Source organism: Nodularia sp. UHCC 0506 (assembly GCF_034931045.1).
Lineage (GTDB): Bacteria > Cyanobacteriota > Cyanobacteriia > Cyanobacteriales > Nostocaceae > Nodularia.
Genome location: NZ_JAYGHH010000001.1, coordinates 89951 through 109018, shown reverse-complemented (window position 1 = coordinate 109018; position 19068 = coordinate 89951). Strand labels below are relative to the sequence as shown.

Here is a 19068-nt window from a genome sequence, read left to right as displayed (position 1 = left end):
ATTTAAAAACCGTGTGGACTAAATACTAATAGTTTTACACTTGCTTCAATAGATAAGTAGGAAAAATCAAACTACCTTAGAAAAGGTAAACACGCTGGAAATCTTGGCTAAAGACAAAGAACAAATGACCGAACAAAGGCAGAAATACAATTTTTGTCCTCTGCTATCAAAGTAACCAGCCCCTAAATTTATTTATGGGGATTCCCTTTTGCCCTCTGTCTTCGTACTTCTGCCTTATTCAGACCCCCACCAGTTAAGTTGATTTTTGCCCACTTACTTAATCTTTCTTTATATTAGCTTTTACTCTTTGTTTGTGCCTTCACCTGGGAGACTAATTTTGCCAGTCTGATTATCTGACATTCCTGAAAGTAACAGTCCTTTGTAAATTAGCTAAAGCCCGGTTGTAATTTAAAATTGCTGAGACTCGATTACCTTCAGCCCTTGTCAAATCGTTTTCGGCAAAAATCACATCTGTTTGAGTCCCTACGCCAGCTTCAAAGCGCAATCTGGCTAAACTTAGAGCTTCTTTAGCTTGATTTAAAGCCACCCCAGAAGTTTGGATATTATCCAAATTTGACTGTAATTGGGCATAGAATTGTTCCACATCAAAGCGAATTAGTTCCCGTTGACTCGCAAATTGGCTTTGTGCGATCGCAATATTAACTTTAGACTGGGCGGCTCTGGCCTTAGCTGCTCCACCATCAAATAAAGTTAAACTTCCTCTGATTCCCACAGAATAACCATCATTCAGGCTGAGTCCATCGTCAAATTGATCTAAAATGTTGTAATTACCATTTAAACTAACTTGCGGTCTTAGCTGTGAAATAGCTTGTCTTCGCTGTTGTTCTGAAATATTACGTTGAGCCAAAATCTGTTGTAATTCTGGACGGTTCTGAAACGCTTGGATAATAGATTCTTCCAAGGTTGGTTGCCAAAGTCCCGCAACTTGTACAGCTTCTGCGGCACTAATGTCGGCTGACTGTGCCAAATTCAACAAAGCTGCAAACCGACGACGAACAATTCGCTGTTGTGAAAAAGAGTTAGTCAGGCTTTGTTGAGCATTAGCCAAATTTACCTGAGATTGCAGCACATCGAACCGTGTACCCACTCCAGCTCGTTCTCTCGCTTGAGCATCCCGCAAACTAGCCTGGGAATTTGCCACAGCAGATTGATTAATTCTGACTTGTTCATCTGCTTCTTGCAAATCGTAATATTGAGTAGTGACATTCAGATCGATTGCTAAAGACTGGTTCTCTAGATTTAATTCATTGATTCGTACCTGTTCCTCAGCTGCGCGGATACTAGCTTGCCGATTACCAGACGTAAATAGGTCATAATTTATTTGTGCTTGACCGTTGAAAGAAGTGCTGGATTGGGATGCGTCATTAGTAAAACCATTACCACTGTTAGTCAAGCTAGTATTGACACCAACATTAGGAAGTAACACAGCTTGAGATTCTCGTAAGGCCGAGCGACTACGTTCTAGTTCTAAGATTGCTACCTGTAAACTTTGATTGTGGCGTTTTGCTAGTTCCAAAGCCTCAGCTAAAGTTATAGGTTGAGTGCGCTGAATTTTAACTTCTTCTGGTTGAGTGGGAAACAGGAGAGGATTAGGATTAGGGTTGAGAAACTCAGGAACTTGCACAGTATCAGCCTGGGCTTCTGGGGGAGTTTGAGCAGCGACACTCCTAGTTAGAGAGGGAACCAGAAAAGCAATTATCGCCACAGCAAACCCGATAGAATGTACATGAAATAAAGAAAAATTCATAGTTTTAGATGTAGCTATTAATTTGTTTTTTCCGTAATTATCAGAATTGTCGTACAAAATTAGCCTACAATCAAACCATCCTGAACACGAATAGTCCTTTTGGTTTGAGCAGCAATATCCGGCTCGTGAGTCACAATCACAATGGTGATTCCTTGCTGATTCAATTCCGTGAGCAAATTCATCACATCATAGGAAGTCTGAGTATCTAAAGCACCAGTTGGTTCGTCCGCTAAAACCAAAGCTGGACGATTCACCAAAGCACGAGCGATCGCAACTCGTTGTTGTTGTCCCCCAGAAAGTTGATTCGGACGGTTAGAGATGCGATCGCCTAGTCCCACCCTGTGTAATGCTGACAATGCTCTTTCACGGCGTTTCGACTTAGGTAAATTAGCATAAATCATTGGTAGCATGACGTTTTCTAGCGCTGTCGCCCTGGCCAATAAATTAAATTGTTGGAAAACAAAACCAATTCTTTGGTTACGGATATACGCTAATTCATCATCATCAAAAGTAGTCAAATTTCTGCCTTCAAAAATATAGTTTCCCGCCGTGGGGCGATCCAGACACCCGACAATATTCATTAGGGTAGATTTACCCGAACCCGAAGCACCCATAATAGAAACATATTCCCCTTCCTCAATAGAGAGTTGAATCCCCTTAAGTATAGGAACAGTAACTTCACCTAAATGGTAAGTCTTCGTAATAGACTCCATCCAAATCATCGTAGTCATATAAATTACAAATTACATTAGTGTTCACAAAACGTGCATCTTTAGCACTGAAAAAGCCTTACGAATTACGAATTACGAATTACGAATTACGAATTACGAATTACGAATTACGAATTATTTAATCACTTCTCAAAGCGGTAATTGGATCTAATTTAGAGGCATTGCGAGCAGGAATTACACCAGCGAGTAAGCCAACTCCTAAAGATAATCCGAAACCGGCGATGATTGATAGCACCGAGATCACAAAGGGAAATTTAAACACCGTTGCAGCACCAAAAGCTATCAAAATACCACTGCCCATGCCAATTACCCCTCCTAATGTAGAAATGACAATCGCTTCGGCTAAAAATTGATTGAGAATGGCTGAATTGGTGGCTCCCACTGCTTTACGAATGCCAATTTCTCTTGTGCGTTCCACAACGGAAACCAGCATAATATTAGCGATGCCAATACCACCAACAACTAAAGAAATTCCAGCGATCGCTACTATCATGACTGTAAATAAACCGACAATATTTGTAAACGTACTAACAATATCAGCTTGATTAGTCAATCGAAAATCATCGGGTTGTGGTGGATAGATATTGTGGCGTAGACGTAACAGATTAGTCACTTGAAACTGAGCCGCTTCTAACTTTTCCGGACTACCAGATTTAATTAAAATCCCATTGACAGAAATACCTGTGAGGGCATTGTTGCCGACAATTCGCCTCGACATACTGGTGAGAGGAATAAACACTTGATCATCTCGATCATTCGGTCCTTGAGACCCTTTAGCTTCCATCACCCCAATCACTTCATAAGGCTCACCCTGAATGCGGATTCTCTCACCGATGACATTGGCATTCTGTCCAAAGAGTGTTCTCTCGACTGTAGGCCCAATAATAGCCACCTGTGTAGCATTGTCTAATTCTTCTTGAGTAAAAAATCGTCCTTGCTGGGGAAAAGTATTTCTCGCTTCTGGGTAATTTAAATCTGTGCCAAAAACGGTTGTAGAAGTATTTTGTTGCCCATAGACAACTTGTGTATTGCGTTGGAGATAGGCAGAAACAACTTCAGCTGATGGGGCTTGTGTAGCGATCGCCTTAGCATCTTCCCAAGTTAAAGTACTACTAGAACCCAATCCTTGACGGACATTACCTCCTCTAGCAGTACCAGCCAAAACTTGAATTACATCAGTACCTAAAGCTTGGATTTGTTGCTCAACACCTCTTTGCACCCCTTGACCCACAGAAGTAATAGCAATCACCGAAGCAATCCCAATAATTACACCCAGCATAGTTAAACCTGTGCGTAACTTATTACTCCAAAGTGTTTCCACCGCCATCAACAAAATTTCTAGCAACGGCACAGAACGAGTATGTGAACTCTCTTCCCGTCCTTGGCGTACTCTTCGTACTAAAGCCCTGCGGGTATACGCTGCGCGCAGGCGGTTCGTCAAAAAACTAATCTTCACAATTCCCCTCAAATAGCCATATATTTTTTAAAACCAAAATTAGCAACTATTAGGTCTAGGTTAAAATCCCTACCTAAATCGACTTGATAACTAAGTAAGTCACTGTAAATAATTAAAAGTTTGTAGTCAGGACTAAAGTCCTGAATTAAGGGCTTTAGCCCTTACTACGAGCTAAATTACTATGTTTTTACATTACTTTACATAGTTAGCTTTATTCTCGCCAACTTACTTACTATTAACTGACTTAAAGACGACCGCCGCGATTTTGACCACCACCCCCCATACCAGGAAGAATACCCCCTCGTGGTGCTGATCTTGGGCGTGATCCTGGTGGGAAACTCAGTAAAACCTCCTCATTTCCTGATAATCCAGATTTCACTTGAGTAAAGTTATTCTCAGTCACACCAGTCTCAATGCGAGTAAAAACAGGTTCGCCATCAACTCCGGCGACAAACACACCCGTACCATTTTCTCTACGCATTACCGCAGCAGTAGGCACGACTAAAACATCTTCTACTTGATCAACTTGAAATTCTGCTTCCACATTCATTCCCGACCTCAGCAACCTTTGCGGGTCTACCAGTGATACTCTCACCTCAAAACTAGTAACGTTCTGCACCACTACAGCTTGAGCCGCAATTTGACTAACTTTTCCTCCAAAGGTTTGTCCTGGGTAAGCATCAGCCCGAATTGTTACTGGTTGACCAAGGCTAATTTGAGAAATATTGGTTTCAGCTAAACTTGTGACTACTTCATTGATAGAAGCCAAAGACAAAATTGAAGAAGAAGAAGCAGAAGATACATCACTACCAGCAGTGGTAGGAGTCACAAAAGCCCCTGGGTCAGCAAATTTTCTTGTCACTAAACCATCAAAAGGAGCGCGAATTATGGTGTCATTAATTTGAGCTTGAATGTTTTGTAGCGAACCACGAGCCGACATCACTTGAGCGCGGGCGGCATCAATATCTTCTTGTCGCGTTCCATCTCTCAAAAGTGATACAGCTTCCTCTCTTTGCCTAACTGTAGCTCTGAGTTGATCAATATCTTCAGGACGTGATCCGGCTTGTTGCAACGCCAATGCTTGTTGGGCTTCATTTACCTGAGACTGGGCGTTATCACGGTCTGCACGAATTTGGTTGAGACTCTGTAGGGAAATACCGCCGGCATTATATAATTGCTGGTTGCGCCGGAAATCATCTTCGGCTCTATTTAGATTTGTTTTGGCGCTATTTAAGCGGGCTTGGGCTTGGGCAATATCTTGAGGACGATTACCTGCTTCTGCCCTTCGGAGATTTGCTTGCACTTCTTCTAATTGTGCCTGCGCTTGGGCAATATCTTGAGGGCGATTACCTGCTTCTAACTTTTGCAGATTTGCTTGGGCTTGCGCCAGTTGTCCACGAGCTGAGATGAGTTGTCCTTGCAGGTTGGAATCATCCATATAAGCGACAATTTGCCCTTCTTTGAGGTTATCTCCTTCCTCCACCAACAATCTTTTTAATATTCCTGAATTTTTAGGGCTGAGGTTGATTGATCGTTCGGGCTTGATCGTACCGTTTGCAGAAACTGTGAGACTTAAACTCCGCCGTTCTACAGGCTGTGTCAGCACCCGCTCTCTTGCTTGTTGGCTGGGACGAACCGCTAATTGATAATAAACTGCATAGCCAACACCACCCACAAGTCCCAGGATAAGTAACCAAGACAGCCAATGCTTTCGACTCTTTTTATTCACTTTTATAATCACAGATGAAGAATCTACTGATTCTGATGTATCAATTTTCATATAGAGTTCCAATTAAAAAAATGGCTACCGAGCTAGTTCTGAATCACTAGAACTGTCCCCTAGTAGCCCTATACTTACAATTTTGTCAGTTTCTCAGTAAGTCGGCGTGCAAAAAGGCTGACTGTAGGGTAGTAATTAAATAATCTCAGTGTTTTGCTCTTATTAAGAGGGTTTATGTTATGCCATATATGGCAATTGATATAAATCATTATTAACTATAAACTCTCAATTTTATCCATGACCGCAGTCACTATTATTTTAAAAATGGTGTATGACTTTAGTCATACATTTACTAGTTTGCTTAAAAAATTAAATATTAATTTGAGTGATCGTCAAAAGTAATGTTATTAGTAAAATACCCTCCAGACAAATCATTGGAAGGGTATGTATTAAATAAAATTATGATCCAATATTGTCAGCATAAGATTATTAAATAATCAAGATGATTCCACTGGGCAGTCTATAGTAATTATTCTGCAATCTGACTGTGTTTCTTGCAGGTACAATTTGCTGGTTGGGAAGAAGAAAGTCACCGTTGGGAAGTCTATAGTAATCTTGACGATTACGTACTCTGATTAATCTATTAGCAGTAACAATTTGCCCATTGGGAAGTCTAATACTGCCATTAGAAAGTCTAACTACTCTTTCTTGTGTATTTTTAACTGGGGTAACGACTCTGGATCTACTTGGTCTTCTTCCTCTATTATCGTCAGGGTTTCCTTTTTGTTTTGCACTTGCAGGTGTAGATAAGAAAAGTTGTGAAACTGTTAGAGCCACAGTCAGGACCATGATAGGGCTAATTCGTTGCAACATAAAATTGACTCCATTACTGGTATAAAATTGCAGTTTCTCTGTGATGCAATCAGAAAATTTCTAATTGCTGGTATATATTATCTACCTAAAGTTGTCTTGACTATATATGACAAAAGTCACTAGTACTTCTACTTGGTAGTGTGACTCAAGTCATTAATATTTTTCCAAGTAGTAGAAATTACTGTGTACTTTATTTACTGAAAAAATCCTGTAATTCCCTTTTGATTTCAACTTTGCCTTTCTTCTCCAGCAGAGATCGTTTAAGCTAACTGGAAGATTCCTTGATTTGTGGCTAAGAGGCGGTAGTGTGCCTAAACATATTCGTTTGATTTCTTTTCTGGTTGTCTGTGGTTTGTGGAGTATGCCCAAGGCAGTTCACGCACAACTGATACCTCCTACTCTGCAACTAAATGCAGAAAATCTAGAAAACCAAGGGTTGGGACTAGCACAAGAAGCTGCTCAACTCGGACAATTTCAGCAGTTTGAGTTGGCTTTACCACGGGCTAAATTAGCTAGTCAACTGGCTCCTAATAATGATCGGGTCTGGTTTTTGTTAGGTGGTTTACATTTGCAAGCCAGAGATTTTGATGCGGCGATCGCGGCTCTGCAAAAAGCACAATCCATCAATCCCCAAAATCCTGACGTTGTGTTTGCTTTGGGTTCAGCTAATTTTCAACAGCAAAATTACCAAGCAGCAGCTACCTATTACCAAGAGGGTTTGCGATTAAAACCTGACAACCCAGAAGGCTTGTTTGATTTGGGTAATGCTTACTTTATGTTAGGTCGATTACCAGAAGCGATCGCTCAGTACAATAAATCTTTCTCTCTTGATCCAAAATTCTGGCCGGCGATTAATAACATTGGCTTAATCAATTACGAGCAGGGTGATATTGACAGTGCAATTAAGCAATGGCAAACTTCTGTTAACATCGACAAACAAGCCGCAGAACCTTTATTAGCCTTAGCAGTGGCAATGTATAATCAGGGCAAGCGTCAACAAGCTCTATCAATGGGAGAAGCCGCAGTCCGCATCGATCAGCGCTATGCCAATTTAGATTTCCTCAAAGAAAATCTCTGGGGTGAACGATTACTTTCTGATGCCAAAAGATTCTTAGAATTGCCACGCATTCAAGCGGCTCTAGAGCAATAGTAATTCGTAATTCGTAATGCCTCCTTTCACGGAGGAGCTTCGCTAACGTAATTCGTAATATTTCCTATGGCTACGCCACGCTGCGCTATCGGAAACGCTACGCGGTAAGTGCAGCTATGCCCGTCAGGGCTTTACGTAATTCGTAATTAGAATGAATTGTTGCCTTTTTTTTAGAAACGGCTAGGCGATGAAGTGGGTTTTGATGGCTTGCAGTCCTGATTCTACTGGGTTCTTACTCAGCACTCAGCACTCAGCACTTTCTTAACTTGACCACTTGCAGAACACAATATCTTATAGTACATATATACTATACACAGGAAGTATTCGCCCAAATTATTGAGTGGGCGATTATTCCTGAAAAAGATTATCAAATCTCAGTGAATATCTTTGGGGAGAAGTGCAATGATTTGTTCAACAAACTGCTGATGATCGACAACGGGCTTAGAGATGTAGCCATCAGCGCCGCTTTGCTTAAGAAAGTTCTCGCGATCGCCTTCCATTGCGTGTGCCGTCACTAGAATAACAGGTAAGTTCGCCGTTTTTGAATTGGATTTCAACATTTGTGTAATTTTGATTCCATCAACAGACTGACCTTGATAAACACTTCTTGACAGAGAAACATCCATTAAAATCAGGTCAGCTGCTCCTGAGTGGGCAATTTCCATGACTTCTTCCACATTTTCTGTATGTTTTACATTCAAACCACCTCGTTTGGTCAAAATTTTGGAAAAAACACGGGCATTAATCAAATCGTCTTCAACAATTAGGACAGTTTTCATGAGAATTTTATTTATAGAGCCGAGGGAGATGACAACCTACTAACAAAAACTGTTTTCTAGTACAGCATGGCGTAAATAAACAGATTATTCAAAATCAATGAAAAACTTATAGAATAAGCTTTCTGACTTTTGTTCGGTTGGATTGTAATCCGCCCCTCCTGATTTCCGCCTTGCAGTACTAGCTCATTTTAACGATCAAATTGTCACCCCGTTATCAAGGATAATACTACTGCTATTTATCCTTTGACCATCAAAATTGTGTTAGGAATCCCATTTCATCCGTTATGCTGTGTTTGCTGCGGTGTTCAATTCAAGCGACCTTTGTGTAATTAAATTTCAGGGAAAAAACTCATGGCAAAACAGTTAAACCTTCTCCCCACGGGACAGGTAATCACAACAGCCCTGCACACGGAGATGCAACGGTCTTATCTAGAATATGCCATGAGTGTGATTGTGGGGCGAGCCTTGCCTGACGTGCGTGATGGCTTAAAACCGGTGCATCGGCGGATTTTATATGCCATGCATGAACTAGGTTTAACGCCAGATAGACCCTATCGTAAGTGCGCCCGTGTAGTCGGAGATGTGCTGGGTAAATATCATCCTCACGGTGATCAATCAGTTTATGATGCTTTAGTTAGGTTAGTACAAGAATTTTCCTGCCGTTATCCCCTATTGGCAGGACATGGCAACTTTGGTAGCGTCGATAATGACCCACCAGCCGCGATGCGTTACACAGAAACGCGTCTTGCACCCATCAGTCATGAGGGAATGTTGGCAGAAATTGGTGATGAAACTGTAGAATTTATCGGTAACTTTGATAATTCCCAACAAGAACCCACCGTCCTCCCGGCTCAATTGCCTTTTCTCTTACTCAATGGCTGTTCTGGTATTGCTGTGGGTATGGCGACCAATATTCCCCCACACAATTTGGGCGAATTAGTTGATGGTTTAATTGCTTTAATTGACCAACCGGATTTGTCAGACCAAAAATTATGGGAAATCATTCCCGGCCCTGACTTTCCCACCGGGGGAGAAATTGTTGGTGATACAGGGATTCGGGAAGCATATACCAGTGGTAAGGGTAGCATTGTGCTGCGCGGAGTCGCCAATACAGAGGAAATTGCACCCACTAGAGGTAGTAAGCGCCGGACAGCAATTATTATCACTGAATTGCCTTATCAAGTGAATAAAGCTGGCTGGATTGAGAAGGTAGCCGATTTAGTCAATCAGGGGCGTTTGCATGGGATTTCTGACCTGCGGGACGAAAGCGATCGCGAAGGAATGCGGGTAGTAATTGAACTTAAACGTGATACTAACCCCCAAGAACTTCTGCAAAATTTGTATCACCAAACAGCTTTACAAAGTAACTTTGGGGCAATTCTTTTAGCTTTGGTAGATGGACAACCCCGCCAGTTAAGTTTGCGGCAGATGTTACAGGAGTTTTTGAAATTCCGTGAAGAAACACTCAACCGTCGCTACAGTTATGAGTTGGGTAAGGCAGAAAGTCGGCTGCATATAGTGTCCGGGTTGCTGAAGGCATTATCGCAACTAGATCAATTAATTGAAATTTTACGCGGAGCTGCTGATGGTACTACCGCCAAAATGAGCCTTTGTAGCCGTTTGGATTTGAGTGAGTCACAAGGAGATGCGATTTTAGCGATGCCATTACGCCGTCTCACTAGTTTAGAACGGCACAATTTGCAGCAAGAGTTTGAGCAACTCAGTGAACAAATTAGTTCATTGCAAATATTACTCAGCGATCGCCGAGAATTACTGAAAACACTGAAAAAAGATTTGCGATCGCTCAAGCGCAAATACAACAATCCCCGGCGGACTAAGCTTTTAGCTAGAAATAGTGAAGAGTTTGCCAAAGTCAAAGGAGTAGAAAAACTTCAAACCACAGCCGCCGAGATAGATTCCCAAAATCCCTTAGCTTCGGAACCAGCCGAAGATGTCGTTTTAGAATTTAGCCAACGGGGATATGTGCGTCGCCTCCAGCCATCAGGAAAAAAATCGAAAGTGGAAAATGGTCTACCAGATCATGACTTCATCATCCAAACCGATTTGACCGCCACAGATCAAGATTTGCTGGTAATTACTAGTAGTGGCAAAGTTTACCCGGTGAATGTAGGAGATATTCGCCCCACTACTGGACGTTCTCCACGGGGAACACCACTAATTACTATGCTCAGTAATACGGCTCAAAGCGCTCAAGAAGCCGTGGTGAGTCGCTTGATTCTACCAGAAAGTTTAGAAACTCAACAGTTGGTTCTTCTGACCAAGGAGGGACGAATTAAGCGCTTATCTTTGGAGGAATTTACAAATCTGACTCGTCGGGGAATTACAATTTTAAAGCTCAAAGATGATGATGAATTGTTATTTACCCAGTTAACTACTCCCAAAGAAAATCTGATTTTAGCCAGTTCGGGTGGCCGCTTGTTGAAGTTTGCCCCAGATGACCAACAACTCCCTGTTATGGGTCGGACGGCTATGGGGTTACAAGCATTACGTCTGCTCAAACATCAAAAAATGGTAGGCTGTGTAACTGCGACTGGGGACGATAACTTATTGCTGGTGACTGAAGAAGGATATGCTAAACGTCTACCTATGAGTAATTTAAAACGGGCTGATCGGGGTAATTTAGGCACACAATCGCTGAAATTTGCCAGCAAAACGGATCATTTAGCTGGTATGGTGAAGGCGATCGCCTCGGCTGAAGTGGCACTATTAACCAATAAAGAGCGTGTTGTGCGGATACCTGTGGAGACAGTGCCGAGATTAGGTAGAGATGTCCAGGGTGAAAGCGTTATTGACTTGAACCGCGATGAAAGAATTATTTCGGTGATGGAAGTCCGAATTTGAGCGAAGAAGCAGGGGGGAGTTAGAAATTCTTTTAAACTTCCACTTAGAGTGTTCCAACTAAAAAATGATCCAAATTTCTGCAACTAAAATGACCTTTCCTCTCCCCGCTCCCCGCTCCCCGCTCCCTGCCCCCTGCTCTCAAAACGACGGGATATTCTTAGGGTTTGCTGTTCGCGTAGCGTGCCGTTAGACATAAAAGTTTTGTCGTGGAGGCAGGGAACAGTTCAGGTGCTTTGGTGTTAACGATTGTCTAATCCAATATTTTATCAGTAGATTGCGTTTCCGGCTTTCAGATGTAATTGATTGTGGAAATAAACTTGCCAATTTTGACAGTTTTATTTGACGATAAGCTTGTATTAATAACAACAATATCTCCAGTGTCAAATACTGTTGTTCACTAAAATGTTTACAGATGATCATCCTGAACATGAGTTCCTGCCGTTTTATAATGAAAAGATGCAAAAGCTTACCATCACCCGACCTGACGATTGGCATCTGCATCTCCGCGACGGTGCAGCACTGAAAACGGTTCTGCCCTACACGGTGCGTCAGTTTGCCCGCGCGATCATCATGCCGAACTTGAAGCCCCCTATCCGCTCGGTGGCAGATGCGGCGGCCTATCGCGATCGCATCCTCGCCGCCATTCCAGAGGGGCAACAGTTTGAGCCATTGATGACCCTCTACCTCACCGACAACACCAGCCCCGACGAGATTCTCCGGGCGAAAGAATCCCAGTTTATCAAAGCGGTCAAGTACTACCCAGCCGGTGCAACGACCAACTCCGACTCCGGTGTGACGGATATTCGGAAGTGCGATCGCGTCTTTGAAGCGATGCAGCAGGTGGACATACCGTTATTACTGCACGGGGAAGTGACCGATAACGATGTTGATACATTTGATCGCGAGAAGGTATTTATCGAGCGACATTTAATCCCCCTCAAGCAGCGATTTCCCAACCTGCGGGTGGTGCTTGAGCATATCACCACCTCCGATGCGGTGCAGTATGTCCTGTCTGCCAACACCATCGCAGCCACAATTACGCCACAACATTTGTTGTTTAACCGTAATGCCATGTTCAAAGGCGGCCTTCGCCCCCATTTTTATTGCCTGCCCATTTTGAAACGGGAGGAGCATCGTCAGGCTTTGTTGCAAGCGGCAACATCGGGGAATCCGAAGTTTTTTCTAGGTACTGATAGCGCTCCCCATACCCGCACCAGCAAAGAAAGTTCCTGTGGCTGCGCGGGATGCTTTTCGGCTCTGCACGCCCTTGAGTTGTATGCCGCAGCATTTGAAAGCGTGAAAGCCCTGGATCAACTGGAGGCGTTCGCTAGCTTCTATGGCCCAGATTTTTATCAACTGCCGCGTAATACCGAGCGAATTACCTTGTCCAAAACGACTTGGCGCGTTCCTGATCAAGTTCCATTTATGGAATCTGGGCTTGTACCTTTGGGGGCGGGGCAGGAAATGACATGGCAAATGGTGTGACATTCGTATTGTGCATCAGCCCACCATCTCAAAAATATCTGTCAAGTCGAACTCACGTTAATTAACACCTGTTCCTGTTTCCCTCTGTCTCTTTTGAACTACAAACTTTTTAATTTGTAGCTGATTTCGCAATTGTCCCCAGTTGCAACCCTGGCGGATAACTACCTTCTTCTTTAATCCGCTTAATTTCCTCATCGGTAATGCGTAGATTTAACTTTTGGGCTAATTCCCGAACAATATCCCCTCGGTCAATTACACCCGCTACTGTACCAGCAGGTGAAAGGACAGTAATTCGAGGTAATTTCTCATTTTCTAGCTTGTTAATGACCTCAGCTAAAGAAATAGATTCAGGTACAGAGGGAATTTCTGTTAAAGGATGCACAATACTTTGTAGAGTTCGGTTTTCCCATTCGCTTCTTTCTACTAAGCGTAAATCGTCAATGGAAACCATACCCCGGTAACGCCCATCAGACACAGCAAAATAAACACTTGGCGCGTTGGTGTCCAATAGGTAGAAATCGGCAAAAGCCCGCAAAGTTTGGTCAGCATCGACTACGCGAAAATCACGGGTCATGGCATCGCTGGCTACTACTTTTAGTAATGTTTCTTGTAATGTGGTAACGCGGTCATAGCTGTTAGCATTACGTACAGCAAACCAACCGATTAAAGCAATCCATAAACCAGTAATTAACTCTCTGGTGAAGAAATCTACAGCTAATCCTAAAGCGATCGCACTATAACCTAAAATTTGCCCAGACCTCGCAGCCCAGTGTACAGCTTGAAAGCGGTTCCCTGAAATTTTCCAGAGGGCAGCTTTTAAAACTTGTCCCCCATCTAGTGGTAAACCGGGAATCAGGTTAAATAGGGCGACAACTAAATTAATTCTCGCCAAATCTGTAACCATTGCTGTGAGGGGGCTAGATGCGGGCGTGATATTAGTAGTTAGGCTAAATAGCAAAAACAGGGCAATACTTACTAAAGGTCCAGCGATGGCGACTTGAAAGGCTTTTCCCGGTGTTTTTGATTCTTCTTCAATAGCCGCAATCCCGCCAAACATAAACAGAGTAATTGAGTTAACTTTAATGCCTTGCGATCGCGCTGCCAAACTATGACCTAATTCGTGTAACAATACTGAACCAAACAGCAGCAGTGCCATCACCATTCCCGCACTCCAACCAATGGCAGTACCCCATTCCTGGTAAGCTATGCCAAAATTAAGCGTAGCCAGCCCTAAAATCACAAACCACAATGGGTCTAAAAATAGTGGTATTCCAAATAATGACCCAATTCTCCAATTTGATTGCATTATATTGTCCTAGTATTTGCAGAAATTAATTCTATAAATTGATATTTTTATCCATAAAAATTACATTTATCAGGTTTGCCGCTATAAATGGCACAATCCCCATCTCCAATCTAAAATAATCAGATGCCCTAACTTCTAGGTTGACATATTCCTGACCCCCAGTACAAATAGCTGAGGGTGGGGATTTCCGCCGTCAAATAATGCCGAGATTAGCCAATCCCAAAACAGCACCGATACCAATCAAATGACCAGCACTCATCGCCGCCAGGAATGAACCGACGCTAGGATTATTAAACAGTCCTGGAAAGGGTAAAGGCATTTTATTCCCAACATGGGGATAGCTAATGGTGCGGGGAATAATCAAAAGGCATAATAAACAACTGCCAATAATAATCAAAGTGCCAATCCAATTCCATGTAGTGCCGGTATTGGGAACAGTCACTTGGACTGCTAATAACATTGACGAGAATGAGATCATGGTTCTTGCTCCTGCATGAACAAACTGATTTAGCTGTCATTTCTTCACCATGTAAATACTCCGCTTGATGAAGTTACCGAATCCTCCCTCAAAGGGAAGGTTAGTTTCTCTGTCTTCTGTCGGAGTGATTACAACAAAATCTGATCATGCTAAATTCAATAGTTTCATTGCAGGGGAATAGGGATTGGGGATTAGGGACTGGGAATTGGGGAATCTGAATTTTCCCCCCTGCACCCTGCACCCTGCCCCCGTTCCTCTTCTCCCCACTCCCTAAGTTCTCAAACCTAGAGACGACCGATATTAGTCAGTCCTAAAACAATACCAATGCCGATTACATGACCGAAAGCCATCGCACCGATAAAGGCGGGAATGCTGATGGGCAGGATAGGCAACTTGGGGCCGACTTGAGGATACTGAATTTTGAGAGATAGCAAAAGAACTATCAAGCTGCTGACGCTAATAATGATCCCTACTGTGGGAGTCCATTCGGGTGTCACGGGAACAGATGCGGCGGCTAATAATGTTGAAAACAAACTGGTATCTCCTAAATGACAAAATTAATGTATTCCTCCAAGATTATAAAGTTCCACAGCAAACAACCGAAAATTATTAGGAAATTTTCGATCTTTTTTTAGTTACCAATATCTAAAATTTATATGCGGGTTAAAATTTGCGGCATTACTCAACCAAAACAGTCTGTAGCGATCGCCAATCTGGGCGCGACTGCATTAGGATTTATATGTGTCCCCACCTCACCCCGCTACGTTACCTCGCAGCAAATTCGGGCAGCAGTGGTGGAATTACCTAAAAATATTGACAGAATCGGAGTTTTTGCCAATACTAGCATTTCTGAAATTAGCCAAATAGTTATGGATTCTGGATTGACTGGTGTCCAGTTACATGGAGACGAATCACCGGAATTTTGCTCACTATTACGTCAAAGTCTCCCAAATGTAGAAATTCTCAAAGCTTTGAGAGTTCGCAGTCTTGAACATCTGAATCAAGCCTCGAATTACACCAAATATATAGATACATTACTACTTGATGCCTATCATCCCCAACAGTTGGGAGGTACAGGACAAACTTTAGATTGGCAAATGCTACAGCAGTTTAAACCCAGTTGTCCTTGGTTATTAGCTGGGGGACTAACACCAGATAATGTCGTAATTGCCTTAAATCAAGTCAAACCAGACGGGATAGATTTATCTAGCGGTGTAGAACTTCAACCAGGGGATAAGGATTTAAATAAAGTAGCACTGCTATTTGAGAAGTTAGGGAGTAGGTAGAGGCGGGTTTACAGAAGAGGCAGAGGGGCAGGGGGCTGGGTGCAGGGGAGAAAATTCAGATTCCCCAATTCCCATTCCCAAATCCCCATTCCCTATTCCCTAAAAGAATGACGGCTGATGACGGATTAAGTTAAAGAATTCTTCACGAGTTTTTTGTTGTTCGTCAAATGCGCCAACCATTGCACTGGTAACAGTCCAAGAACCGGGTTTTTGCACACCCCGCATTGCCATGCACATATGAGTAGCTTCCATTACCACTGCCACACCTTGAGGTTCAAGAATAGTCTGAATTGCGTCGGCTATTTGACGGGTTAATCTTTCCTGGACTTGTAAACGGCGAGAATACATTTCGACGATGCGGGCAAGTTTACTTAACCCGACAACTTTTTGGTTGGGGATATAAGCAACGTGTGCTTTACCCATAAAAGGTAACATATGGTGTTCGCAGAGGCTAAAGAAGTTAATATCCCGGACTAATACCATCTCGTTATGTCCTTCATCAAAGATGGCATCGTTCAGGAGTTTTTCTAGAGATTGGTTGTAGCCACTGGTGAGAAACTGCATGGCTTCTGCTACACGTTTGGGTGTTTTCAGCAGTCCTTCTCTTTCGGGATCTTCTCCAACTCCTACTATTAGCGCTCTTACACCATCCATCATTGATTCCATTTCTTCGCTTGATGGTTGGTGCAAATCTGGTTGTCGTCCGTTGTGGGTGTTGCGGTCGGGTTTGGGGCTGATAGCTTCTACTAAATCGGGGCTTAGAGGAGATTTTGCGCGATTGGAACCGTTGGAATTAGCAATAGTCATGATGTAATTACTTGATTAAGGTTTGAATTATTAACGGTGCTGATGGAGAATATCTATTTTCCGAGCGACGTTCCGCTCACACACATCAGGTGCATCAGAGTTAAATAAATACTCAGCATTCAGCACTTCTATACAGGCGGGTTTAGTAAAGATTTCGATGAACCACAGACTCATTACTTAAACCCACTCCTACCCACTCAGAACTCAGTCATCTAAAAAGTTCCAGCGCTGGATATGAGGGTCAATTCTTCAATGACAGCTTGCTGTGGTAGTAAGGCTGTGTAGAGAATTGATTGGGCAACAACTTCTGGCGTTAACATTTTGGAACGGTCAAAATCGGCATGGACGGTTTCTGTATCCCACAATTCAGTGTTAACGGAACCAGGGCAAATTGCGGTTACGCGAATACCATTGGCACGTTCTTCTTGTGCCAAGGTTTGAGTCAGAGCTAGTAAGCCGGCTTTACTAACGCAATAAGCTCCCCAACCGGGAAAAGCTTGTTTAGCAGCGACGGAGGCAACGTTAATAATCATGCCTTGTTTCGTTTGTCTCATTCCTGGCAATATGGCCATGCTGCACTCAAAGACGCTGGTAAGGTTCAAGTTTATGACTTGCTGCCAATCTTCTAAGGGGGTTTCGTTTAAGTTGCCTGTGTATGCTATGCCAGCATTATTTACTAAGATATCTATGCCCCCAAAGTCAAGGGCGATCGCTTGGATTTTGGTTTTTACTTGAGTTACATTAGCAAGATCAACAACATAAGCTTTGGCGGTTACTCCTGTATGCCTGGCTGCTTCTGCTACTGTCTCCAACTTATCCAAAGAACGGCTGACTAAGGCGACATCAATTCCCGCCTTGGCAAATGCTAAAGCCGTTGCTTTGCCAATTCCACTACTGGCCCCAGTAATTAGGGCGCGTCGTTGATCAAGACTCATGCTGTCTCCAATTTTTTTTGGCAGTTCTGAAAGCTTTTTTCCACCAGCCAATTACCCAAATCTTGCGGATTGGTTAAATTTAACTAACCTGAATTTCCGATGATTTCTGGTTGATAACTAACTGCTATTTTTTTCCGTCAGCGTGGGTATTTTTTCCCGTCAGGTGTGTTCCCAGTCAGGATAACAAATGTTTAACTGGGAAATTATGTCATAGATTTAAATGTGATTACTGAATAACAGGCAAATCACTGATCAAATCAAGTTGATTTGCTTAAAATACAAAAACCTATGGCCGTTGAGATTGTTAAAAATCTTTAAGTAGCCATAGGCATTATAACATTGCTGATGAGTAAAGCAGTTATTTTCTCGTAGTATCAGTGGGCAACTTCAGTAAAAACACCAATTTTGCGGAATTTTTCATAGCGTAGTTGCCGACGTTCTTGAGATGTTAACCGATTGAGTTTTTCTAAGTTATCTAACAGGCTTTGTTTCAGAGTTGTAGCGGCTTTTAGTGGGTCGGAATGAGCGCCACCAGTGGGTTCAGATAATATCTCGTCGATAATGCCTAAGTTTTTCAGGTCGTGGGAAATTATTTTGAGAGCCACAGCTGCTTGGGGAGATTTTGTAGCATCTTTCCACAGAATGGCGGCACAGGCTTCGGGGGTCGCGACAGTATAAACGGCGTGTTCAAACATCATGAGGCGATCGCCTACGCCAATACCTAAAGCGCCACCAGAACCACCTTCGCCAATGACTGTGCAGATAATTGGCACATCAAAGCAAAACATTTCCCGTAAATTGTAGGCGATCGCTTCCCCTTGTCCTTGATGTTCGGCTTCTATGCCTGCCCAAGCGCCAGGGGTGTCGATAAAAGTTAATATCGGCATTCCAAACTTATTGGCGTGTTCCATCAAGCGTAAAGCTTTACGATAACCACCAGGGGAAGCCATACCGAAGTTACGGGCGACATTATCTTTGGTGTCACGGCCTTTTTGATGACCTAACATTACCACTGGTTGCCCGCCCAAACGACCTACACCACCAACTAGGGCTGGATCATCACCACCGCAGCGATCGCCATGCAACTCCATCCATTCATCACTAATGGACTGAATGTAATCAAGAGTACTAGGGCGACGAGGATGACGAGCTACTTGCAGACGCTGAGACGGTGATAAATTACTGAAAATTTCCTCCCGTAGTTGCATAGCCCGTGTTTCTAGTTTGCGGATTTCACCAGAAACATCAACGCCATTTTCTTCTGCAAGTTGCCGAATCTGATCAATCCGGTTTGCCAGTTCTGCTAGTGGCTTTTCAAAATCTAACAGTAGTGGTTTGCGCTCGGTAGTTGCCATCGTACAAGTTAAGAGTGTTGAGTGTGGAGTTATTTAAGTTGGGGATGTAGGGCAGCATGAACTATGGGCTGTAATTT

At 43.0% G+C, this 19068-nt stretch carries 17 protein-coding genes; 4 read left to right on the top strand and 13 right to left on the bottom strand.

Annotation, left to right across the window (positions count from 1 at the left end; all coding sequences use genetic code 11):
- Window positions 1-349 precede the first annotated feature (349 nt).
- From VB654_RS00525 to VB654_RS00505, 5 genes are all read right to left on the bottom strand, one after another.
- Window positions 350-1768: a TolC family protein gene (locus tag VB654_RS00525; protein WP_323211291.1), complete on the bottom strand. Its 1419-nt coding sequence runs from the start codon at window positions 1766-1768 to the stop codon at window positions 350-352.
- A gap of 59 nt (window positions 1769-1827) precedes the next feature.
- Window positions 1828-2499: an ABC transporter ATP-binding protein gene (locus tag VB654_RS00520; RefSeq protein WP_323211289.1), complete on the bottom strand. Its 672-nt coding sequence runs from the start codon at window positions 2497-2499 to the stop codon at window positions 1828-1830.
- 118 nt (window positions 2500-2617) lie between these two features.
- On the bottom strand, window positions 2618-3826 hold the full coding sequence (locus tag VB654_RS00515) for an ABC transporter permease (protein WP_323211607.1): 1209 nt from the start codon (window positions 3824-3826) through the stop codon (window positions 2618-2620).
- Between the two features lie 373 nt (window positions 3827-4199).
- On the bottom strand, window positions 4200-5735 hold the full coding sequence (locus VB654_RS00510) for an efflux RND transporter periplasmic adaptor subunit (protein ID WP_323211288.1): 1536 nt from the start codon (window positions 5733-5735) through the stop codon (window positions 4200-4202).
- 429 nt (window positions 5736-6164) lie between these two features.
- The gene (locus VB654_RS00505; RefSeq protein WP_323211287.1) at window positions 6165-6512 is read right to left on the bottom strand and encodes a hypothetical protein; all 348 of its coding nucleotides are present in this window, start codon (window positions 6510-6512) and stop codon (window positions 6165-6167) included.
- 343 nt (window positions 6513-6855) lie between these two features.
- Between VB654_RS00505 and VB654_RS00500 the strand changes: the two genes are divergently transcribed.
- Window positions 6856-7698 carry a tetratricopeptide repeat protein gene (locus VB654_RS00500; protein WP_323211286.1) on the top strand — a complete coding sequence of 281 codons (843 nt, stop codon included), beginning with the start codon at window positions 6856-6858 and terminating at the stop codon, window positions 7696-7698.
- Between the two features lie 374 nt (window positions 7699-8072).
- Here the strand turns inward: VB654_RS00500 and VB654_RS00495 are convergent, their stop codons facing one another.
- A complete protein-coding gene (locus VB654_RS00495; RefSeq protein ID WP_323211284.1) occupies window positions 8073-8477 on the bottom strand; it encodes a response regulator in 405 nt (134 codons plus the stop codon).
- 351 nt (window positions 8478-8828) lie between these two features.
- Here VB654_RS00495 and gyrA point away from each other — a divergent pair, with 351 nt between their 5' ends.
- Window positions 8829-11339 carry a DNA gyrase subunit A gene (gene gyrA, locus VB654_RS00490; protein WP_323211283.1) on the top strand — a complete coding sequence of 837 codons (2511 nt, stop codon included), beginning with the start codon at window positions 8829-8831 and terminating at the stop codon, window positions 11337-11339.
- Window positions 11340-11741: 402 nt separating this feature from the next.
- Entirely contained in the window at window positions 11742-12824 is a 1083-nt protein-coding gene (gene pyrC, locus VB654_RS00480) for a dihydroorotase (RefSeq protein WP_323211281.1), read from the top strand.
- Window positions 12825-12933: 109 nt separating this feature from the next.
- Here the strand turns inward: pyrC and VB654_RS00475 are convergent, their stop codons facing one another.
- From VB654_RS00475 to psaK (VB654_RS00465), 3 genes are all read right to left on the bottom strand, one after another.
- Window positions 12934-14130, bottom strand: coding sequence for a site-2 protease family protein (locus VB654_RS00475; RefSeq protein ID WP_323211279.1), 1197 nt, complete (start codon window positions 14128-14130; stop codon window positions 12934-12936).
- A 193-nt stretch (window positions 14131-14323) separates the two neighbouring features.
- Window positions 14324-14590 (bottom strand): photosystem I reaction center subunit PsaK, encoded by a 267-nt coding sequence (gene psaK, locus VB654_RS00470; RefSeq protein WP_323211606.1) that lies wholly within the window; start codon window positions 14588-14590, stop codon window positions 14324-14326.
- 302 nt (window positions 14591-14892) lie between these two features.
- Window positions 14893-15141, bottom strand: coding sequence for a photosystem I reaction center subunit PsaK (psaK, locus tag VB654_RS00465; protein ID WP_323211277.1), 249 nt, complete (start codon window positions 15139-15141; stop codon window positions 14893-14895).
- Between the two features lie 123 nt (window positions 15142-15264).
- Here psaK (VB654_RS00465) and VB654_RS00460 point away from each other — a divergent pair, with 123 nt between their 5' ends.
- Window positions 15265-15894: a phosphoribosylanthranilate isomerase gene (locus tag VB654_RS00460; RefSeq protein WP_323211276.1), complete on the top strand. Its 630-nt coding sequence runs from the start codon at window positions 15265-15267 to the stop codon at window positions 15892-15894.
- Window positions 15895-15993: 99 nt separating this feature from the next.
- Here the strand turns inward: VB654_RS00460 and folE are convergent, their stop codons facing one another.
- The 4 genes from folE to VB654_RS00440 all read right to left on the bottom strand — a co-directional run bounded on the left by folE (window position 15994) and on the right by VB654_RS00440 (window position 18991).
- Entirely contained in the window at window positions 15994-16701 is a 708-nt protein-coding gene (gene folE, locus VB654_RS00455; protein WP_323211275.1) for a GTP cyclohydrolase I FolE, read from the bottom strand.
- Between the two features lie 30 nt (window positions 16702-16731).
- A complete protein-coding gene (locus tag VB654_RS00450) occupies window positions 16732-16875 on the bottom strand; it encodes a hypothetical protein (RefSeq protein WP_323211273.1) in 144 nt (47 codons plus the stop codon).
- Between the two features lie 38 nt (window positions 16876-16913).
- Window positions 16914-17636 carry an SDR family oxidoreductase gene (locus tag VB654_RS00445; protein WP_323211272.1) on the bottom strand — a complete coding sequence of 241 codons (723 nt, stop codon included), beginning with the start codon at window positions 17634-17636 and terminating at the stop codon, window positions 16914-16916.
- 374 nt (window positions 17637-18010) lie between these two features.
- Window positions 18011-18991 (bottom strand): acetyl-CoA carboxylase carboxyltransferase subunit alpha, encoded by a 981-nt coding sequence (locus VB654_RS00440; RefSeq protein ID WP_323211271.1) that lies wholly within the window; start codon window positions 18989-18991, stop codon window positions 18011-18013.
- Window positions 18992-19068 lie beyond the last annotated feature (77 nt).